Origin of the sequence: Kocuria dechangensis (genome assembly GCF_014636775.1) — a bacterium.
GTDB classification, from domain to species: domain Bacteria; phylum Actinomycetota; class Actinomycetes; order Actinomycetales; family Micrococcaceae; genus Kocuria; species Kocuria dechangensis.
Map to the genome: position 1 here is coordinate 1 of NZ_BMEQ01000018.1, position 19,157 is coordinate 19,157.

The following is a 19,157-nucleotide window of genomic DNA, read 5'->3' on the forward strand; positions in this document are numbered from 1 at the left end:
AGAAGCGGTCCGAACCCATCCGTCTGGCCGACGCCGCTTGACACCATACGACCGTGGGATATCTATGTGCGGGTCGGCGGCATGGGGGAGGGCCCGGCGCTCAGGCCGTCTTCGCCATCGCCAACCCGTCCTGCAGCGACCCGACGTTCTCTCCCTCCGGTGACGATCCCGGTCGAGGCCAGCCGGGCCATCTCCGGGTAGTCCTCCTGCGGGTGGCCGATGCCGGTGAACGGGGAGCGGGCGACGCCCAGGGCCGCGCCGATGTCCAGGCGCCGGCCGTCGGCGAACTGGACAGCCGTGCTCACCAAGCGCTGCTCGAGCTGCGCAGGGGCGGCGGCTGGGTTCTGCTCGCGCAGCAGCGCCGGCCACGTGAAGCGCTGAGAATGGCCCCCCTCGGCCCCCGTGTTTTCGGGGATTCATGGCGCTCGTAGCCAGGGGCACGGGGTGCGGGGGCTCAGCTGATGCGGATCGACTGAGCCCAGTGCGCCGGATGGTGTCTCCAGGGGCGGGTCAGTGGCAGCAGCGTCGGCGGTGGTCGTGATGCCCGGCGGGGCCGCGACGCCCGCGGACCCATGCTCCGACACCCACACCGGCCAGAGCCCAGACCGCACCGGCACCCACCCCGGCAAGCACGATCCAGAACGGTACGCGCAGCTGCTCCTCCAGAGCCGGCCGGGTCGGACTGGTCGTCGAGTTCTCCGTCATGGCGACAGCATGGCACGAGGGGCGTGGGCTACGGCAGGGTCATCTCGGCTTCGGCTTCGGGTCAGGGGCCGAGGGGAAGATGCGGGCGATGTCGACCGTCACCGCAGCCGGCATCTGGTGGCTGTCCAGGCGTACCTCGTAGGTGAGGTCCCGTACGCCGTTGGTGACCTGGATGCGGGCGATCAGCCCCTCCCGATGCACAGCCACCAGCCGGAGGGCGGGGTCGGCGTGGGAGAGGTCCGGGAGGTAGGCGCCCAGGTCGTCCAGGAGCTCACTCCAGAGCTGTTGCGGGTCCGGTGCCTCCGGATAGGTTTCCGGGTCCTCGGTCACAGGCGGGGTGACCGGACCGGCGAGCCGAGCCAGTAGTTGCGCAATGCGAGTCCGCCCCGCGGTCAACGGAATCGTCGCAGGCGGACCCGTCATGCACTGCACGCGGGCGGTCTCATCGGCCATCGTGACGCCGGTGACGAGGCCCTGCGGCTGCGCCCGTTCCACCGCGGACAGCTCGTGGAGAAAGGTGCCACTGGCGCTGGTCACGTCCATCCGGTAACGATAGCGGCGGTCGCGGTGGCCTCGGGCCGTTCTCCGACGTGCTCGGGCGGCCTGGGCGGAGACGCTGGAGGACTCGTTGCCGAAGGTCAACCGGGAGCCCTCCAGCCCCGACAGGCCGGTGACGTCTTCGATCGGCTCCATCCCGGCATCGCGATGGGCGATGAAGACGCTGCGGAAGCGTTCGTCGATGTCTCGCTGCGCCAGCACGCTTGCCCCCTCGGTGCGCAACCTGGCCTGTACCCGGGCCAGGCCCCCATAGAAGACCAGGTCCAGGTCACCGGTGCCGAACAGGCTCACCGAAGCCGCGTTGTCACTGACCGGGACATACTCCACCGCGAGGTCGAGCTCCTCGGTCAGGTACGCCGCCATTGTCTCCCCAGACTCGCCTGTTTGCATTCGTCATGCCAGGGCCACTGTGGGGACGAGCCGTGGGGCGCCACGGCCGCCGACCGTCGCCCGGGATGCGCCAGAGCCGGCACGGTGCCGCCGACCAGAGGTTTCACCGGGACGCTGCTGTCGCGTCCTGGCCGGGCCTGCGGGCGACCAGCCGGGTGGATCCGGCCACGGTACGGCGCGTGGCCCCAGCGCCTGGTGCGCTGGGGGCGTGCGCCGGCTGCCGATCTCGGGTGTCAGCCCTCGCAGTCGGTGCAGTACGTCATGTCGCCCTTCTGGCGGGCGAGCTGGGAGCGGTGGCGGACCAGGAAGCAGGAGGCGCAGGTGAACTCGTCCTGCTGCTCCGGGATGACCGCCACGGTGAGCTCCTCGTGGGAGAGGTCGGCCCCGGGGAGGTCGATGCCCTCGGCGGTGTCGGCGTCCTCCAGGTCGATCCCCGGCGCGCGGGTGGCGGTGTTGGTCCGTGCCCTCAGCGCCTCGAGGGACTCGTTGGCCGGTTCGTCCTCGGCGCGGGTGCGCGGGGCGTCGTAGTCGGTGGTGGCCATGGTGGGGTGCGCGCTCCTGGGTAAGTGGGGAGGTGGCTTGCACGGCCTCAACGCGGCCGGTCATCCGGGTATTCCAGGTCCCAGCCGCGGTCGTCGTCCGCGCCCAGGGCAGCGGGGGAGCCGAGGGCGCTCGATCCATGCTGGACCGCCTCGAGCGCCAAGGCGCCGGGGACCCCGGTGCAGGGCAGAGCGGCGGGGACGGGCCGCCGTGACCGGCGAAGGCCCCGCCCCCACGGTGGAGAGCCAGGCCCTGGACCGTGCCGGGTCAGACGAGTCCGAGCTGCTGGGCCATGCCCACCATGTCGAGGTAGCGGTGCTCCAGGTCGTTCGTCCCGCCCTCGCCCCGGCGGGTGAAGACGGCCATGGGCACGGACACGCGTCTCCCGGTGGGCGGGACCTGACCGGAGGGGGTGGTCAGCGGTCCGGTGTGGGTGCCCACGAACAGGAGCCGCATCGCAGCCGTGGAGCCCTCCACGACCAGCTCCTCCAGCTCCACCATCATGTCCGGCATCGCGGTCCTCCACTGCTGGGCGTCCTGCTGGATGGCGGCCCTGCCGCGCAGCGGCTCCGGGCTGGCCGGGGTGTAGACGATGGCGTCCTGGCTGTAGAGCGCGGCGAAGGCCGCGGGATCGTGGGCGTTGAGGGCCGCGAGGGCCCGCTCGACCTCTTCCCTGCGGTCCCCGCCCTCGCCGGGCACGGGTCCGACGACGGACGCGTGGGTATCGCTCATGGTGGTCTCCGCTCCTGTGGGTCCGGCCCCGTCCCTCGCGGCAGGGCCGGCCCCCGACGGTAGCCAGCGGCCCGTGAGGGAACCAAGGGTTCCGGCCGGATCGTTCCAGGTCCGTGATCCGGGGCGGCTTCATGACGCTGGCGCGGCGGCGTGGGCGCCCCGGCACCGGGCGGTGGTGGCCGGGTCGATCGTCGCCCGTCAGGCCATGCCGAGCTGGCGGAAGAGGCCGGCCACGTCGAAGTAGCGACGCTCCTCGACGATCCGGCCCGAGTCGTCGAAGCGGCTGAAGACGGCCAGGGGCAGGCGCAGCACCCGTCCGGTGGGCGGCAGTTGGCCCCCGTCGAGCGTGCCGACCGGGCCCCTGGGGCCGCTCAGCGCGGGTCGATCGGCGTGAACGTCCCGGCGCGCGCCTCGATGACGGTCGCCGCCTCGAGCAGCGTCTCCTCGTCGAAGCGCCGGCCGAGCAGCTGCACCCCGGTCGGCAGGCCCCCGGCCACGCCGGTGGGCACCGACATGGCCGGGAACCCGAGGACGGGGATCGCCATCATCGACGCCTGGGCGGCCATGACCTGGCGCATCCGCTCCACGCTCGCGATGTCGGCGTTCTGCTCGAAGGCCTGCTCGGCCGAGACCGGCAGGACGATCAGCGGGTAGGTCTCGAGGATCTCGCCGAGCCGGCGGATGAGCGTGCCCCGGCGGGCGTATCCGGCGATGAACTGCTCCAGCGTCGGCTTCTCGCCCCACCAGTCGGCCGCGACGGCGTAGTAGTGCTCGGCGGCCTTCTTCATCCCCGCGTCGCCGACCTCCTCGACCATGGGCATGGCGAGGCGGAACTCCTCCATGCACAGCAGGTACCACAGCCGGTAGGCCTCCGCCAGGACGGGCAGCTCGATCTCCTCCACGACACAGCCGACGTCGCGCAGGTAGCCGGCGGCCTGGTCCAGGGAGGCGTTCACCTCCGCGGTGGGGGCGGCCACCCCGAGGTCACGGACCAGGCCCACCCGCAGGGGCCGGTCGGGACGTGCGGCAGCCTGTGCCCCGGGGACGAAGGCAGGGTCCCGGTGGCTGAAGTCGTTGAGCGCCCGCATCGCCAGCCGGATGTCGGCGACGCTGCGGGCGAGCGGCCCCTGAACGAGCATGGTCTGCACCGACAGCGAGGCGTCGACGTCGTCGGGGTGGTAGGTCTGGGCCACCCTCCCGACGGTGGGCCGCAGGCCGACCACGCCGCAGGCGTAGGCGGGGTAGCGCACCGAGCCGCCGATGTCGTTGCCGCCGGCGATCGGCACCATGCCCGAGGCCACGGCCGAGCTCGCCCCGCCGCTGGAGCCGCCCGGGGTGCGGGAGGCGTCCCACGGGTTGAGGGTGCTCCCGTGCAGGTCGTTGTTGGTGAACCAGCGGTAGGCGAAGGCCGGGGAGTTGCTCCGGCCCATCAGCACGGCCCCGGCGCGGCGCAGGCTGGCGACATGGGGGCTGTCCTCGTTGGCCATCGCGTCCTGGAACGCGGACACGCCCTGGGTGGTGGCGTAGCCGGCCTGGTCGGAGTTCACCTTGATCGACACCGGCACCCCGTGGAGGGGCCCGAGCTCCTCGCCGGCGGAGCGCCGGCGGTCCGCGTCGTCGGCCAGGGACAGCGCCTCCTCGGGCCGGACCTCCACCAGGGCGTTGAGCTGCGGGTTGACCTCCTCGATCCGTCCCAGGCAGCTCTCGACGACCTCGCGGCTGGAGACCAGCCCCGTGGCCACGGAGTGCGCCATCTCCGTCGCGCTCCAGCGCCACAGCTCGTCGGGGAGGCTCGGGGAGCCGAGGGTCGTCGAGCTCGGCATGGGGTGGGCAGCGTTCACGGTGGATCTCCTCGAGGGGGTGCGGGGCGTCCGGTGGCGACATGCGTGAGCTAGGTCACGCAATGTCGCACTGACGTCAGTGAATCGCACTGTCTGGCCCGGATCAATAGGCGACTATGACAAGAAGCAATCTCATTCATCGCTGTCGGATATCAGTGCGGGGAAATGCCCGCGGTGCGTGGCTCCGTTCCAGCTCGAGGCCGCCCGTGGCGTTCCGCTCCGGCTCCCAGCTCCGCCCTCCACGAGGTCCGGCCGGAGGCCTTTGCGGGGACGCCCGGCCGCGCGGCGCTACCGTCCCACGGGCCCGTAGCGGTGCTCCGGGCGGCCGGTGGTGCCGTAGCGCAGCTGGATCTCCACGGCCCCGTCGTCGGCCAGGGCGGAGAGGTAGCGCTGCGCCGTGGCGCGGGAGATGCCCACCGCCTGGGCGATCTCGGCCGCGGAGCGCGGCTCGCCGGGCACGAGGGCCGCGAGCACCGCCGACTCCGTCGCGGAGCGGGCGCGCTCGCCGCCGGCGGGGGCGTCGCCCGTGCGCAGGGCGTTGAGCGCGCGGTCCACGCCCTCCTGGGTCAGGGCGGTCCGGTCCGCGAGCAGCCGGCGGTAGCGCGCGTAGGCGCGCAGCGTGCGGGCCAGCTGCTCGCCGGTGAACGGCTTGATGAGGTAGCCCAGGGCGCCGCGCCGCACGGCGGCCCGCACGGCGGCGGGGTCGGCGGCCGCGGTGAGCATCACGGCGTCGACGTCGAGGGTGCGGAGCAGGTCCAGGCCGAGGGCGTCGGGCAGGTAGACGTCCAGCAGTACGAGGTCCGGGCGGTGCGTGTGCACGGCCCGGCGGGCCTGCTCGGCGGTGCCGACCGGGGGCAGGGCCCGGAACCCGGGCACCGCGTCGACGTACCCGGCGTGCAGCCGGCCCACGTGGAAGTCGTCGTCGACCACGAGGACCACCAGGTCGTCGCTCATGCCTCTCCTCCTGAAAGCTCTCGCACGTCCGCCCCGGGCCGGTCGTCGCGGGGCGCGCCGTCGTCGGCGGTGCGCTCGGCCACCGTACCGGGCAGGCGGGCGCAGAACACGGCGCCCGGTCCGCCGGGGCGGCCGGGGTCCGCCACCCACACGTCCCCGCCGCGGCGCCGGGCGAGCTCGCGGCTCAGGGACAGGCCGAAGCCCTGCCCGTGCGCGTCCGGCAGGGAGGCGGGCACGGCCCCGAGGGGGCCGCCGGCGGTGGACCAGCCCTGGGCGAAGATGCGCTCGGCGTCCGCGGCGGGCAGCCCGTCCCCGGAGTCGGCGACGACGACGTGCAGCGTCCCGCCGTCGCCCGTCCACTCGTCCAGCAGCTCGACCTCGACCCACCGCTCCTCGTCGGCGCCCTGGACGGCCGCGCGCACGGCGTTGTCCACCAGGTTGCCGAGGACGGTCGTGACGTCCTGGGGGTCGGTGACGGCGCCGCGGATCAGGGTGTCGGCGCCGATCCGCAGGGTCACCCCGCGCTCGGCGGCCTCGACGCTCTTGGCGCCGAGGAACGCCTGGAGGTAGGGGTCGCGCAGCAGCTCGGCCTGCTCGGCGGGGTAGGTGAGGGGGCCGGTGGCGGTGACCTCGGCGACGTAGCGGCGGGCCTCCTCGGCGTCGCCGATGCCCAGCAGCCCGGAGATGGTGTGCAGGCGGTTGGCGAACTCGTGCCGCTGGGCGCGCAGGGCGGTGGTGAGGGCGCCCACGGCGTCGAGCTGGCGGGTCAGGGACTGCAGCTCGGTGCGGTCGCGGACCAGCACCACCCAGCCGAGCTCGGGCACGCCCGTCCCCGTGGGCCGGACCGTCCGGGCGGAGACGATGAGCACGCGCGGCCCGACGACGAGCTCGAGCGCGGGGGACTCCGGGGCGGCCTGGGCCAGCAGCGCGGGGAAGGGGACGGGCAGGCCGGCCTCCGCCAGGGGCGTGCCCACCAGTGCGGTGGGGTCCGCCACGCCCAGCAGGCGCCCGGCCTCGCGGTTGAACACGGTGATCCGGTGGTCGGCGGAGACGCCGATCACGCCCTCGTCGACCCCGCGCAGCACCGCCTCCTGGTCCTGGGCGAGCGTGGCGATCTCCTCGGGCTCCAGCCCCAGGGTGAGGCGCTTGAGGCGGCGGGCGATCGCCGTGGAGGCGGCCGCGCCGATCCCCAGCGCGCCGAGGGCGGTGGCGGCCACGGGGGTGATGTCCTCGCGCAGGCTGGCCAGCACGTCGTCGCGGGAGATGCCCACGCTGACCTCGCCGACCACCTCGGTGTCCGAGCCGGGGGCGTAGACGGGGACCTTGGCGCGGGCGGAGTGGCCCAGCGTGCCGCGCTCCTGACTGGTCTCCTCCCGCCCGGCCAGCGCCGCGCTGGGGTCGGTGCTGACGCGCCTGCCCAGCAGCTCCGGGTTCGGGTGGCTCAGCCGCAGCCCCTCGTCGTCGGTGACGACGACGAACAGCGACTGCGTGCGGCGCCGGACCTCCTCGGCGGAGGACTGCAGGGGACCGGCGGCCAGGACCTCGGGGTCCAGGTCGGCAGGGCCGGCGTCCTTGAGGGCGGCCGCGACGGCCCGGACGTCGGCCCCGGCGGCCACGGAGCGGGCGATGGACAGGGCCTGGTTCTGCGCGTCCCGGCCCAGGCGCTCGTAGGTCAGCCAGCCGTAGACGCCGCCGCAGAGGACGACGACGAGCGCCACCACGGCCAGGTGCAGCAGCGTCATCCGGGCCAGGAAGCCGGGGCGCTCGTGGCGCGCACCGGGTGCCGTCACTGTCTTCTCCTCCGGCGGGAACGTCCGTGCGCGGTGGCCGCGCGTGATCCCGACCACTCTACGACGTCCGGGCGTGGCGGGGCTCCGTCCCGGACGGCGGACCGGGTGGGCGGACCGGACGGGTGGCCGGGGCGAGCGGTCCGGGCTCAGAGGTCGGCGAAGAAGCGGACGGCGTCCAGGTTGGGGAGGTTGATCTGGGCGTCGGCGGCGGCGCGCAGGGCGGGCTTGCCGTTGTAGGCCACGCCCAGGCCGGCGGCGGTGAGCATGTCGATGTCGTTGGCGCCGTCGCCCACGGCGATGACGTCCTCGAGGGCGATGCCGAGCTCCTCCGCCCAGGTGCGCAGGGAGCGCTCCTTGACGGCGCGGTCCACGACCTCCCCGAGGACCCTGCCGGTGAGCTTCCCGTCGACGACCTCGAGGGTGTTGGCGATGTGCCGGGTGAGCTGGAGCTGCTCGGCGAGCGGGGTGAGGATGCCGAGGAAGCCGCCGGAGACGGCCGCCACGGCGTGGCCCTCCCGCAGGAAGGCCTTCACGAGCACGTCGGCGCCGGGGGAGAGGCGCACCGCGGCCCGGACCTCGTCGATCACGGAGGCCGGCAGTCCGGCCAGGGTCTCCACCCGGGCGTGCAGGGACTGGGCGAAGTCCAGCTCCCCGCGCATGGCCGCCTCCGTCACGGCGGCGACCTCGGCCTCGCGCCCGGCGTGGGCGGCGAGCATCTCGACGACCTCCTGCTGGATGAGCGTGGAGTCCACGTCCACGATCAGCAACTTCCGGCGCTCGGGGTCGAACAGGCGGGTGGGCACCACGTTGACGTCCACGCCCGGCAGCAGCTGGCTCAGGGGGTCGGGGCGCAGGGCCGCGAGCAGAGCGGTGGCGTCGCCTCCGGCCACGTAGGCGGTGAAGGCGTTGTAGCCAGGGACCTGGGCATCGGGGCCCGCGGAGCCGGAGCCCGTGACGCGGACGGCGGAGAAGCGCTCGACCTCGGCGCCGGCGTCGCGGACCATGGTGAGGATGCGCTCGCGCGCCTCCGGGTCCGGATTCTGGGCGAACGCGATCACGGCGAGGTCGGTGGTCATGTGCGCCAGTTTATCGGCCCGGCCCGACGACGGCCGACCCGGGCGCGGCGCGGGCCCCTCCCGGCCCTCACTCGGGCTTGAGGACGGCGACGTCGGAGACCAGGTGGAGGTGCTCGACCATGGCCTGGGAGGCCTCGTCGGGATCCTGGTCGCGGATGGCCCGGGCGATGGCGCGGTGGGACTCGAGGGAGCGCTCCGGGCGGCCCTCCTGGCTCAGCGACTCGATGCGGGTCTCCCGCACCAGGTCGGAGATCTGCGCCATGAGGCGGGCGAGCACGGCCGAGTGGGCGGCGGCGGTGACGGCGGCGTGGAAGAGCTCGTCCCCCTCCAGCCCGCGCCCGCCCCGGGCGATGTCCTCGGCCATGACCTCGAGCGCGGACTCCACCGCGGCGAGGTCCTCGGGGGTCCGGCGTGCGGCGGCGAGCGCGGCGAGCCTGGTCTCCACGGCGATGCGGGCGTCGACGATGTCCGGCAGCCGGTCGGCGTGCTCCCGCAGCCCCCGCAGGACGGCGGCGCTGCTGGGCCGGTAGAGCAGGACGGCGCCGTTGCCGTGCTGGACGTCGATCACGCCGAGCACCTCGAGGGCCACGAGCGCCTGCGCGACGGTGGCGCGGGAGACGCCGAGCCGCTCGGCCAGGTCCCGCTCGGGGGGCAGCCGGTCGCCCGGCCGCAGCTGCCCCTCGATGACGTGGTCCAGCAGCCGCTCCACCACCTGCTCGTACAGCCGCGGCCGCTCCACGCGGTCCAGCCCCCGGGCCACTGCCATCTCCGGTCTCCCCGTCGTTCTGCGCCGGGCGGGCCGCCCGGATCGTCGTCGCGCGGCGCCGTTGCCCCGCACCGTGCACGGCCATGCTACCCGCACCTGTTGACAAAGGGACAGGTGTCCTATTGGCTAGTCCAAAACCTGTGGCACGGATCACACCCATCGTCCCCGGTCCGACACGCGGGGCACGTCCCGCCTTCGTCAGAAAGCAGTCCCATGGGCCCTGAAGTCCTCTCGATCGTCATCCTGGCCGCGATGTTCGTCGTGGCCACCGTCCTGCCCGTCAACATGGGCGCCCTCGCCTTCGTGGGCGCGTTCGTGCTGGGGGTGTTCGTCCTGGGGATGGACACCGACCAGATCCTCGACGCCTTCCCGGGCGGGCTGTTCCTCACCATCGTGGGCGTCACCTACCTGTTCGCCATCGCCCAGAAGAACGGCACGGTGGACCTGCTGGTGCAGGGCGCCGTGAAGCTGGTGGGCAGCCGCGTCGCGCTGATCCCCTGGATCATGTTCTTCGTCACCGCCGTGATCACCGCCGTGGGCGCCCTCTCCCCGGCGGCCGTGGCGATCATCGCCCCCATCGCGCTGAGCTTCGCGGCGAAGTACCGGATCAACCCGCTGATGATGGGCATGATGGTCATCCACGGTGCCCAGGGCGGCGGGTTCTCGCCCATCTCCGTCTACGGCGTGACCGTCAACGGCATCGTCGCCCAGGCCGGCCTGGACGTCAGCCCCCTGGCCGTGTTCCTCTCCAGCCTGGTCTTCAACACCCTGATCGCCGCCGGGCTGTTCCTGGTGCTGGGCGGCAAGGGCCTGTTCTCGGCCCGGGCGGAGGACTTCGTGGAGCGGGCCGCCGAGGCCCGCCTGTCCCGCAGCAAGGTCGCCGCCGGCCACGTCGGGGACAAGGACGTCGACTTCAAGGGCTTCGGCTCCGGCATGTACGGCCCGCGCGACCCGGCCGGCGCCTCCGAGCCGCCGGCCCGCCGCGAGGGCCTGGGCCCGCAGGTCGTCACCGTCCTCGGGCTGGTCGTCCTGGCCGTCGTGGCCCTCGGCTTCGGCGTGGACGTCGGCTTCGTGGCCATCACCATCGCGGTCCTGCTGGCCCTCGTCTCCCCGAAGGCGCAGAAGGGCGCGGTCAACAAGATCGACTGGTCCACCGTGCTGCTGCTCGGCGGCATGCTCACCTTCGTCGGCGTGCTGCAGGAGGCGGGGACCATCGAGTTCGTCTCCAACGGTGTGGCCGGGATGGGCGTGCCCCTGCTGGCCGCACTGCTGATCTGCTACATCGGCGCCGTCGTCTCCGCGTTCGCGTCCTCGACCGCCATCCTGGCCGCGCTCATCCCGCTCGCGGTCCCGTTCCTGCTCAGCGGCGAGATCGGCGCGGCCGGGCTGATCTGCGCGCTCGCCGTCTCCTCGACCATCGTCGACGTCTCCCCGTTCTCCACCAACGGCGCCCTGGTGCTCGCCAACGCCCCGGAGTCCATGGACCGGGACCGCTTCTACAAGCAGATCCTCGTCTACGCCACCGGCGTCGTGGTGATCGGCCCGCTGCTGGCCTGGGCCGTGATGGTCGCGCCCGGCTGGCTGTAGCCGCCCCGCGCCTCGCGCCGGCCGCCCGACCACCCGCCGCTTCGCCCCGACCCCCGGAGGAACCCGCCATGACCGACATCCACGCCGACAGCCGCCACGACCCCCAGGCCGCTCCCCGCAGCGGCGCGCCGGCCGGCGACGGGCCCCTCGCCGGGACCCTCGTCGTCGACCTCTCCCGGGCCCTGGCCGGCCCGCACGCGGCCATGATGCTCGCCGACCTGGGGGCGCGGGTGATCAAGATCGAGAACCCCGGCACCGGCGACGACACCCGCGGCTGGGGCCCGCCCTTCGTGGGCCCGGCCGAGAACCCGCAGGCCACCTACTTCCTGTCCTGCAACCGCAACAAGGAGTCCGTGGCCGTGGACCTCAAGTCCGACGACGGCGTGCAGGTGCTCCGGGCCCTCGTGGAGCGCGCCGACGTCCTGGTGGAGAACTTCCGGCCCGGGGTGCTGGACCGCCTAGGCTTCTCCGTCGAGGAGCTGCACCGGCTCAACCCCCGCCTGGTGGTGCTGTCCATCACCGGCTTCGGCCACGACGGGCCGGAGAGCCGGCGCTCCGGCTACGACCAGATCGTGCAGGGCGAGGCCGGGCTGATGTCGCTGACCGGGTCCGGGCCGGAGGACCCGCAGCGGGTGGGCGTGCCCATCGCGGACCTGCTGGCCGGGATGAACGGCGCCTACGGCGTCCTGGCCGCCCTCTACGAGCGCGAGCACACCGGGGCCGGGAAGGTGGTGCGCACGTCCCTGCTGTCCTCGGTGGTCGGGGTGCACGCCTTCCAGGGCACCCGCACCACCGTGGCCCACGAGGTGCCCCGGGCCCAGGGCAACCACCACCCCTCCATCGCGCCCTACGGCCTGTTCTCCTGCCTCGGCGGGAAGGTGCAGATCAGCGTGGGCAGCGAGAAGCTCTGGCGCACCTTCGCCACCGCCTTCGGGATCGACCCCGAGCGGCCGGAGTTCGCGACCAACGCCGACCGCGTCCGCAACCGGCAGGCCGTGATCGGCGCGGTCGAGGCCGCCTTCGCCGCGCACGGCCCCGAGGAGCTGCTGGAGCGGCTGGCGCAGATCGGCATCCCGGCCGGGAAGGTGCGCACCCTGGACGAGGTCTACGCCTGGGAGCAGGTGCGCTGGCAGGGCCTCGTCGTCGGCGTCGACCACGCGGTCCTCGGGCCCGTCGAGCTGCCCGGCCCCGCGGTGCGCTTCTTCACCCCCGGCGACGGCGGCGAGACCACGCGGCGGGTCCACGCCGCCCCGCCGGTCCTCGACCAGCACGGCGGCGCCGTGCGCGCCTGGCTCGGGGCCGCCGGCACCGGAGCCGGCGACGGATCCGGCACGACCACCCAGCAGAAGGAGCCCCTGCGATGACCGCCCAGCCCCTGCCCGAAGCCCCGTCCGGCGCCCTGGAGGTGAGGCACGACGGCCCCGTGGCCTGGGTGGTCCTCGACCGCCCCGACCGGCGCAACGCCCTGTCCCCGGCCATGTGGGCCGCCCTGCCGGAGCTGCTGCGCGGGCTCGACGCCGACCCGCAGGTGCGCGTGATCGGCCTGCGCGGTGCCGGCGGCGTGTTCTCCGCCGGGGCCGACATCGCCGAGGTCTTCGAGTGCCTGGGCGAGCCCGGCACCGGCCTGCCCCGCGGCGGGCTGCTCACCGAGGCGGAGGCGGCCCTGGCGGGCGTGCACAAGCCCACCGTCGCCGCGCTGGAGGGGTACTGCATGGGCGGGGCCTGGATGCTGGCCGGGGCCTGCGACCTGCGGATCGGCACTACCTCGCTGCGCATCGGGCTGACCCCGGCCCGCATCGGCATCGTCTTCCCCGCCTCCGGCGTCGAGGCGCTGGTCCGGCTGGTCGGGCCCGGCACGGCCTCCTACCTGCTGCTCACCGGCGACACCGTTCCCGCCGCCGACGCCGAGCGGTGGGGCATGCTCACCCGCGTGGTCGACGACGCCGGCTTCGAGACGGCCCTGGCGGAGGTCGTGACGGGCCTCGCCCAGCGCTCGCAGCTGTCGATGCAGGCCCACAAGCACCTCCTCCGGCTCGCCCCCGAGGCCGCGCCCGGCACCCTCGGCGCGGACGAGGTCTCGGAGGCCCTCTTCCGCCAGGTCCTCGACGGGCCCGACGCCCGCATCGGCCAGCAGGCGTTCCTGGCCAAGAAGGCCCCGCGCTTCGCGTGGGCCGGGGAGGGGTTCTGGGCCGCCCGCAGCGGCGCGGCCGGGGCGGGGAAGGAGCACCGCGCCTCGATCATCAGGGGCCGCTGGCCGCGCCGTGCCCCCCGCTCCTGACGACGCCCCCGCCGGGCCGGTGCGCCGGACCGGTGCACGGGGTGTCCTAGAGTGGCGGGTATGAGTGCTGTGGTGGAGATGGTGGACGTCAGCGTGGTCCGCGGGCAGAAGACCCTGCTGGATTCCGTGGACTGGGTCGTCAACGAGGGCGAGCGGTGGGTCATCCTGGGCCCCAACGGCGCCGGCAAGACGACGCTGCTGTCCATCGCCGCCGCCCGCCTGCACCCCTCCCGCGGCATGGTCGACATCCTCGACGAGATCCTCGGCGCGGTGGACGTCTTCGAGCTGCGCCCCCGCATCGGGCTCAGCTCCGCCGTGCTCGCCACCCAGATCCCCGAGGGGGAGACCGTGCTCAACTGCGTGGTCACCGCCGCGTACGGGGTGACCGGGCGGTGGATCGAGCGCTACGACGAGGCCGACGAGGCCCAGGCGCGGGAGCTCATGGCCGACTGGGGGCTCGAGCCGCTGGCCGAGCGCCGCTTCGGCTCGCTCTCGGAGGGCGAGCGCAAGCGCGTCCTGATCGCCCGCGCCCTGATGACCGACCCGGAGCTGCTGCTGCTCGACGAGCCCGCGGCCGGCCTGGACGTCGGCGGCCGCGAGGACCTCGTGGCCCGGCTGGACGAGCTGGCCCGGGACGATGCGTCCCCGGCGATCGTCATGGTCACCCACCACCTCGAGGAGGTGCCCGACGCCTTCACCCACGCGCTGCTGCTGCGCGAGGGCCGCGTGGTGGCCTCGGGCCCGGTCCGGAAGGTGATGACGCAGAAGAACCTCTCCGAGACCTTCGGCCTCCCGCTGAAGCTGGTGAAGGTCGGCAACCGCTACGCCGCGTTCGGCCGGTCCTGACCCGCTGTGCTGCTGGAGACTTTCGCCGACCTCGCCGCCGACTTCCCCTTCGAGTGGTGGCAGGCCGCCCTCATCCTGCTCGCAGGCGTCGCCGCCGGGCTGATCAACACCATCGTGGGCTCGGGCACGCTCGTGACCTTCCCCGTGCTCGTGACCATGGGCGTCCCGCCCGTGACCGCGTCCATGTCCAACGCGATGGGCCTGATCGCGGGCAACCTCACGGGCGCGTGGCACTACCGCGCCGAGCTCAGGGGCGTGGAGCGGACCCTGCTCAAGCTGATCCCCTGCTCCGCGCTGGGCGGGGTGATCGGCGCGTGGCTGCTGCTGCACCTGCCCGAGGAGGTCTTCGGCTACGCCGCGCCGGCGCTGATCGTCGTCGCCCTGGGCTTCGTCGTCCTCCAGCCCCGGCTCCAGGCCGTGGTGCGCCGTCGCAAGGACGCGCAGGCCGAGGCCGCCGCCGCGGCGGCCGAGGCCCGCGGCGAGCGGCCGCGGCCGATCGACCCCGACCGCGCGGCCCAGCCCCTCTCGCTGTACGTGCTGGTGTTCCTCGCCGGCATCTACGGCGGCTACTTCGTGGCCGCCCAGGGCGTGCTGCTGCTGGGCATCCTCGGGGTGTTCCTGCTGGCCTCCCTGCAGGCGGCCAACGCCGTCAAGGTGGTCCTGGTGGCCGCGGTGAACATCGTCGCCGCCGTCTCCTACATCCTCTTCGCGTTCGACCGGATCGACTGGTGGGTCGTGCTGCTCATCGCCCTGAGCTCGACCGTGGGCTCCTGGGCCGGGGCCAAGATCGGCCGCCGGCTCTCCCCGGTGGCCCTGCGCACGGTGATCGTGGTGCTCGGTGTCGTGGCCCTGGTGAGCCTGGTGTCGCGGCTGGTCTGAGCCCCCGCCGGGTGCCGCCGCGCCGGACTCAGCCGGCCGGGGACGGGGTGGTGAGCCCGGACCCCTCCCGCCGCACGACGCCGTGGCGCTCGAGGAACCCGGTGGCCGTCGCGGCGATCTCGGGGGAGCGGGTCCAGTGCAGGTAGTGCCCGCCGTCGAGCACGACCAGCTCGTGGTCGCGCACCCCGCGCAGCTGCTCCTCGTGGCGGGGGAGCCACTCGGGCATCTGGTCCATCGTGTCCTGGGCCAGGAGGAGCAGCACCGGAAGCTCCGCCGGGAAGCCCACGCCCTCCAGGTCGCGCGCGTTGTCCCCCATCCGGCGGGTCTCGTCCGTGACCGCCGCGTTGGCGTTGTTCCACACGGTCATCCGGAGGATCCGGTCCCGCTCCTCCGCCGTGTGCGCCGTCCCCTCGGGCAGCGCGAGGTCCGGGGCGACCAGCAGGACCCAGCGGAGCAGGCCCGTGATCGACGGCAGCCGCTCCCACGGGATCCCCCTGCCGTCCTCGGCCGCCGTCCCGTCATCGTCCTCGACGACGGCGGGGACCGTGGTGTCGATGCCGACCACCGCCGAGACCTCCCCGGGATACCGGTTGACGTAGTCCAGGATGTAGAAGCCGGCCAGGGAGTGCCCCGCCAGGACGTAGGGCTCCTCGACCCCGGTGGCCGCCAGCGCGGCGTGGAGCTCCTCCGAGACGTTCTGCACCGTCCGCTCCGGGGCGGTCAGGTCGCTGTAGCCGTAGCCGAAGCCCTCCACGACCACCACGCGGTAGTCGCCGAGCTCCCGGACCAGCGGGCCGAAGTCCGGCGCCGGCGCCGGGGTGCCCAGGCCGCTGAGCAGCACGACCGTGGGCCCGTCCCGCCCGTTGTCCACGACGTTGACCGACCCGTTGCCGATCTCGACCCGCTCGCCGTAGGGCTCGGCGGTGGAGCGCTCGTACTGCACCAGCCCGTAGTTGAGCACCGTCGACACGATCAGCAGCACCACGAGGGTGAGCATCGCGAACCCCGTGAGGCGACCGAGCCGCCCCCACCAGGGACGGCGACGGCGGGTCGGCCCGGGGCTGTCGCCGGGGTGGTCGACGTCGCTCGGGTGCCGCCTCATTGCTGCCTCCAGCTGTCTGTCTCGACGGGTCGAGCGGGCGACCATGTCGTGCGATCGTAAATCCGGGCCCGGCGCGGCACAACGGATCACGCCTGCGTGACGGACGGGGCGGGACCCGGCAGCGGCTCCGGTGCACCGGCTACGATCAGGGCGACCCCGATCCCGACCCCCGAGAGCTCCCGTGACCGACTTCCCCCACCTCGTCCACCTCGACAGCGCCGACGACCCCCGGGTGGCCGACTACGCCCGGCTCACCGACGTGAAGCTGCGCCGCAAGCTCGAGCCGGAGCGGGGGATGTACATCGCCGAGTCCTCCAAGGTGCTGCGCCGGGCGCTCGCCGCCGGCCACAGGCCGCGCTCCTTCTTCATGGCCGAGAAGTGGTTGGAGGACCTCGCCGACGTCCTCGCCGAGCACCCGGAGGTGCCGCTCTACGTGGGCGAGGACGAGGTGCTGACGCAGATCACCGGCTTCCACCTGCACCGCGGGGCGCTCGCGGCGATGCAGCGGCCCGAGCCGGTGGACCTGGAGCAGCTGCTGGCGTCGGCGCGGCGCGTGGCGGTCCTCGAGGACATCGTGGACCACACCAACGTCGGGGCGATCTTCCGCTCCGCGGCGGCCCTGGACGTCGACGCCGTGCTCGTCACCCCCCGCTGCGCCGACCCGCTCTACCGGCGCTCCATCCGGGTGTCCATGGGCACCGTGTTCCAGGTCCCGTGGGCCCGGCTCGAGCACTGGACCGCCGACCTCCAGCGGGTCAAGGACGCGGGGTTCACGACGGCGGCGCTGGCCCTGAGCGACGACTCGATCACCCTCGAGGAGCTCTCCGCGCGCCGGGACGAGAAGCTCGCGCTGGTGCTCGGCACCGAAGGCGACGGGCTCAGCGCGGCGACCGTGCACCACGCGGACCTGGTGGTGCGGATCCCGATGTCCCACGGCGTGGACTCGCTCAACGTGGCGGCCGCCTCCGCGGTGGCGTTCTGGGAGACGCGCCCGGGCCGCGGCTGAGCTGATGGGCTGAACTGCTGGTCCGACCCGCGGCGCGAGGGGTCGTGTTCTGTGAGCCTCCCTGCGCGAGGGGTCGCGTTCTGCGAGCTTCCCTCTGCGAGGGGTCGTGTTCTGCGAGCTTCCCTGCGTGAGGGGTCGTGTTCTGCGAGCTTCCCTGCGTGAGGGGTCGTGTTCTGCGAGCTTCCCTGCGTGAGGGGTCGTGTTCTGCGAGCTTCCCTCAGCGAGGGGTCGCGTGCTGCACCCTCCCTCAGCGAGGGGTCGCGTGCTGCACCCTCCCTCAGTGAGGAGTCTCGTTCTGCACCCCCCTCAGCGAGGGGTCTTGTTCCCACGGAATCAGAGACTGATTGCGGAAGGTGATGACCCCTCGCGGGAGGCCCGAGCAGGTGATGACCCCTCGCGGGAGGCCCGAGCAGGTGATGACCCCTCGCGGGAGGCCCGAGCAGGTGATGACCCCTCGCGGCAGGCCCGAGCAGATGATGACCCCTCGCGGGAGGCCCGAGTAGAAGATGACCCCTCGCGGCAGGCTTGAGCAGAACGCGATCGGTCAGGCGGCAGGGGTCGGCTCCGGGCGGTGGGTCTCGTACATGCGCACCGCCACGACCAGGGCCGAGACGGCGCTGATGCCGGCGGCCGCCCAGACGGCGGCGTGCAGGCCCAGGAGATCGGCCACGATCCCGCCGAGCACCGCCCCGACCGCGTAGCCCAGGTCCCGCCACACCCGGTAGACGCCCACGGCCCGGCCGCGCCAGGCCGGGTGGGCGACGTCGCCGACCACGGCCAGCAGCGTCGGGTAGACCATCGCGGTGCCCGCCCCCAGCAGCATCGTGCCGAGGGCCCAGCCGCCGAAGCCGTCGCCCAGGGCGATCAGCACCAGGGCCGCGGCCTGGGTGGTCATGCCGGCGGTGATCAGGTGCTTGCGCCCGATCCGGTCCGAGAGCGCCCCGGTGACCAGCTGCCCGAGGCCCCACACGGCCGGGTAGAGGGCGAACAGGAGCCCGATCTGGTCCACGGAGAGCTCCGCGGTGGCGAAGAGCAGGGGGAACAGGCCCCAGGAGAGCCCGAAGTTGAGGTTGTTGACCAGCCCCGCCTGGCTGGCCGAGGACAGGGCGGGCTCCTTGAGGCTGGTCTGGGCGAGGATCTGGCGGTCGGTGAGCCCGGCGTGGAGGTGGTCGTGGATCCCGTCGGCGCGCCCCACGTGCTGGGCGGCCTCCAGCCGGGCGTGCTCCCGGGTCTCCTTCACGAAGGCGCCCGACAGCAGCAGCGCCAGGGCCGTGTAGAAGAGCCCCAGCAGGAACGGTGCCGGGCGCAGGCCGTACTGGGCGGCCAGGTAGCCGGCCAGCAGGGAGGTGACGGCCACGGCGCCGTAGCCGGCGGCCTCGTTGAGCCCCATGGCCAGGCCGCGCTGCTTGGGGCCCACGAGGTCGATCTTCATCACCACCGTGGTGGACCAGGTCAGCCCCTGGTTGATGCCCAGCAGGACGTTGGCGGCCACGACCCACCACCAGTCCGGGGCCCAGATCAGCATCAGCGGGACCGGCACGGCGAACAGCCAGCCCGCGACCAGCACCGGCTTGCGGCCGAAGCGGTCGGAGAACGTCCCGGCGAACCAGTTGGCGATCGCCTTGGTGACCCCGAACGCCGCCACGTAGGTGAAGATGAAGGTGTAGCCGGTCAGCCCGAACTCGGACTCCGCCAGCAGGGGCAGCACGGTCTGCTGCTGGCCGACCATGCCGCCGACCAGGGCGTTGATCGCCACCAGCAGGGCGAACTGGGCGGCGTTGGCCCGCAGGCCCAGACGGAGGGGACGGGATGCGGCTCGAGGAGTCATAATACCCCCCAGGGTATTGGATCGGAATGCGGCGTGCACACATGTCTGCCCCGGAGGCCGGACGCGGAGTGGGGTCGGCGGGTCGCGTTCTGCGGGCTCCCCTGGGCGAGGGGGCTCGTCCTCACGGAATCAGCGACTGATGGAGGCAGGTGGCGACCCCTCGCGGGAGGTCTGAGCAGAACTTGATCCGTCGGGCGGCAAGGGATCGGCGGCAAGGGGTCGGCGGCAAGGGGGCGGCGGCGAGGGGGCGGCGGCGAGGGGCCGGATGCGGAGAGGGGG

17 protein-coding genes are annotated in these 19,157 nt (G+C 73.6%); 6 read left to right on the forward strand and 11 right to left on the reverse strand.

The annotated features are described in order from the left end of the window. Positions 1 to 62 precede the first annotated feature (62 nt). The 9 genes from IEW07_RS14525 to IEW07_RS14565 form a co-directional block, all read right to left on the reverse strand. On the reverse strand, positions 63 to 305 hold the full coding sequence (locus IEW07_RS14525) for a hypothetical protein (protein WP_188538493.1): 243 nt from the start codon (positions 303 to 305) through the stop codon (positions 63 to 65). A gap of 439 nt (positions 306 to 744) precedes the next feature. Continuing rightward, on the reverse strand, positions 745 to 1,626 hold the full coding sequence (locus tag IEW07_RS14530) for a PhnD/SsuA/transferrin family substrate-binding protein (RefSeq protein WP_188538495.1): 882 nt from the start codon (positions 1,624 to 1,626) through the stop codon (positions 745 to 747). A 260-nt stretch (positions 1,627 to 1,886) separates the two neighbouring features. Continuing rightward, on the reverse strand, positions 1,887 to 2,195 hold the full coding sequence (locus IEW07_RS14535; protein WP_188538497.1) for a DUF4193 domain-containing protein: 309 nt from the start codon (positions 2,193 to 2,195) through the stop codon (positions 1,887 to 1,889). 265 nt (positions 2,196 to 2,460) lie between these two features. After that, positions 2,461 to 2,925, reverse strand: coding sequence for an ester cyclase (locus IEW07_RS14540; RefSeq protein ID WP_188538499.1), 465 nt, complete (start codon positions 2,923 to 2,925; stop codon positions 2,461 to 2,463). Positions 2,926 to 3,296: 371 nt separating this feature from the next. Then, positions 3,297 to 4,766, reverse strand: a complete 1,470-nt coding sequence (locus IEW07_RS14545; RefSeq protein WP_229741879.1) for an amidase family protein — start codon at positions 4,764 to 4,766, stop codon at positions 3,297 to 3,299. Between the two features lie 288 nt (positions 4,767 to 5,054). Continuing rightward, positions 5,055 to 5,720: a response regulator gene (locus IEW07_RS14550; protein WP_188538501.1), complete on the reverse strand. Its 666-nt coding sequence runs from the start codon at positions 5,718 to 5,720 to the stop codon at positions 5,055 to 5,057. Next, positions 5,717 to 7,510, reverse strand: coding sequence for a sensor histidine kinase (locus tag IEW07_RS14555; RefSeq protein WP_371870235.1), 1,794 nt, complete (start codon positions 7,508 to 7,510; stop codon positions 5,717 to 5,719). The genes IEW07_RS14550 and IEW07_RS14555 overlap by 4 nt, the downstream gene beginning before the upstream one ends. A gap of 146 nt (positions 7,511 to 7,656) precedes the next feature. Continuing rightward, positions 7,657 to 8,586: a phosphoserine phosphatase SerB gene (serB, locus tag IEW07_RS14560; RefSeq protein ID WP_188538503.1), complete on the reverse strand. Its 930-nt coding sequence runs from the start codon at positions 8,584 to 8,586 to the stop codon at positions 7,657 to 7,659. Positions 8,587 to 8,653: 67 nt separating this feature from the next. Next, on the reverse strand, positions 8,654 to 9,352 hold the full coding sequence (locus tag IEW07_RS14565; RefSeq protein WP_188538505.1) for a FadR/GntR family transcriptional regulator: 699 nt from the start codon (positions 9,350 to 9,352) through the stop codon (positions 8,654 to 8,656). 213 nt (positions 9,353 to 9,565) lie between these two features. Between IEW07_RS14565 and IEW07_RS14570 the strand changes: the two genes are divergently transcribed. The 5 genes from IEW07_RS14570 (at position 9,566) to IEW07_RS14590 (ending at position 14,942) form a co-directional block, all read left to right on the forward strand. Further along, positions 9,566 to 10,939, forward strand: a complete 1,374-nt coding sequence (locus IEW07_RS14570) for an SLC13 family permease (RefSeq protein WP_188538507.1) — start codon at positions 9,566 to 9,568, stop codon at positions 10,937 to 10,939. 68 nt (positions 10,940 to 11,007) lie between these two features. Beyond that, positions 11,008 to 12,303: a CaiB/BaiF CoA transferase family protein gene (locus tag IEW07_RS14575; RefSeq protein WP_229741880.1), complete on the forward strand. Its 1,296-nt coding sequence runs from the start codon at positions 11,008 to 11,010 to the stop codon at positions 12,301 to 12,303. Then, positions 12,300 to 13,217 (forward strand): enoyl-CoA hydratase/isomerase family protein, encoded by a 918-nt coding sequence (locus tag IEW07_RS14580; RefSeq protein ID WP_188538509.1) that lies wholly within the window; start codon positions 12,300 to 12,302, stop codon positions 13,215 to 13,217. The genes IEW07_RS14575 and IEW07_RS14580 overlap by 4 nt, the downstream gene beginning before the upstream one ends. A gap of 60 nt (positions 13,218 to 13,277) precedes the next feature. Then, positions 13,278 to 14,063 carry an ABC transporter ATP-binding protein gene (locus IEW07_RS14585; RefSeq protein ID WP_188538511.1) on the forward strand — a complete coding sequence of 262 codons (786 nt, stop codon included), beginning with the start codon at positions 13,278 to 13,280 and terminating at the stop codon, positions 14,061 to 14,063. A 6-nt stretch (positions 14,064 to 14,069) separates the two neighbouring features. Continuing rightward, positions 14,070 to 14,942, forward strand: coding sequence for a sulfite exporter TauE/SafE family protein (locus IEW07_RS14590; protein ID WP_188538513.1), 873 nt, complete (start codon positions 14,070 to 14,072; stop codon positions 14,940 to 14,942). A gap of 28 nt (positions 14,943 to 14,970) precedes the next feature. On the opposite strand, the gene IEW07_RS14595 is transcribed toward IEW07_RS14590, so the two are convergent. After that, on the reverse strand, positions 14,971 to 16,044 hold the full coding sequence (locus tag IEW07_RS14595; RefSeq protein ID WP_188538515.1) for an alpha/beta fold hydrolase: 1,074 nt from the start codon (positions 16,042 to 16,044) through the stop codon (positions 14,971 to 14,973). A 181-nt stretch (positions 16,045 to 16,225) separates the two neighbouring features. On the opposite strand from IEW07_RS14595, the gene IEW07_RS14600 reads away from it, so the two are divergent. Then, a complete protein-coding gene (locus IEW07_RS14600) occupies positions 16,226 to 17,050 on the forward strand; it encodes a TrmH family RNA methyltransferase (RefSeq protein ID WP_188538516.1) in 825 nt (274 codons plus the stop codon). Between the two features lie 544 nt (positions 17,051 to 17,594). Here IEW07_RS14600 and IEW07_RS14605 read toward each other — a convergent pair. Then, complete coding sequence (locus IEW07_RS14605) at positions 17,595 to 18,878, reverse strand: MFS transporter (RefSeq protein WP_188538518.1); 1,284 nt, start codon at positions 18,876 to 18,878, stop codon at positions 17,595 to 17,597. Between the last annotated feature and the right edge of the window lie 279 nt (positions 18,879 to 19,157).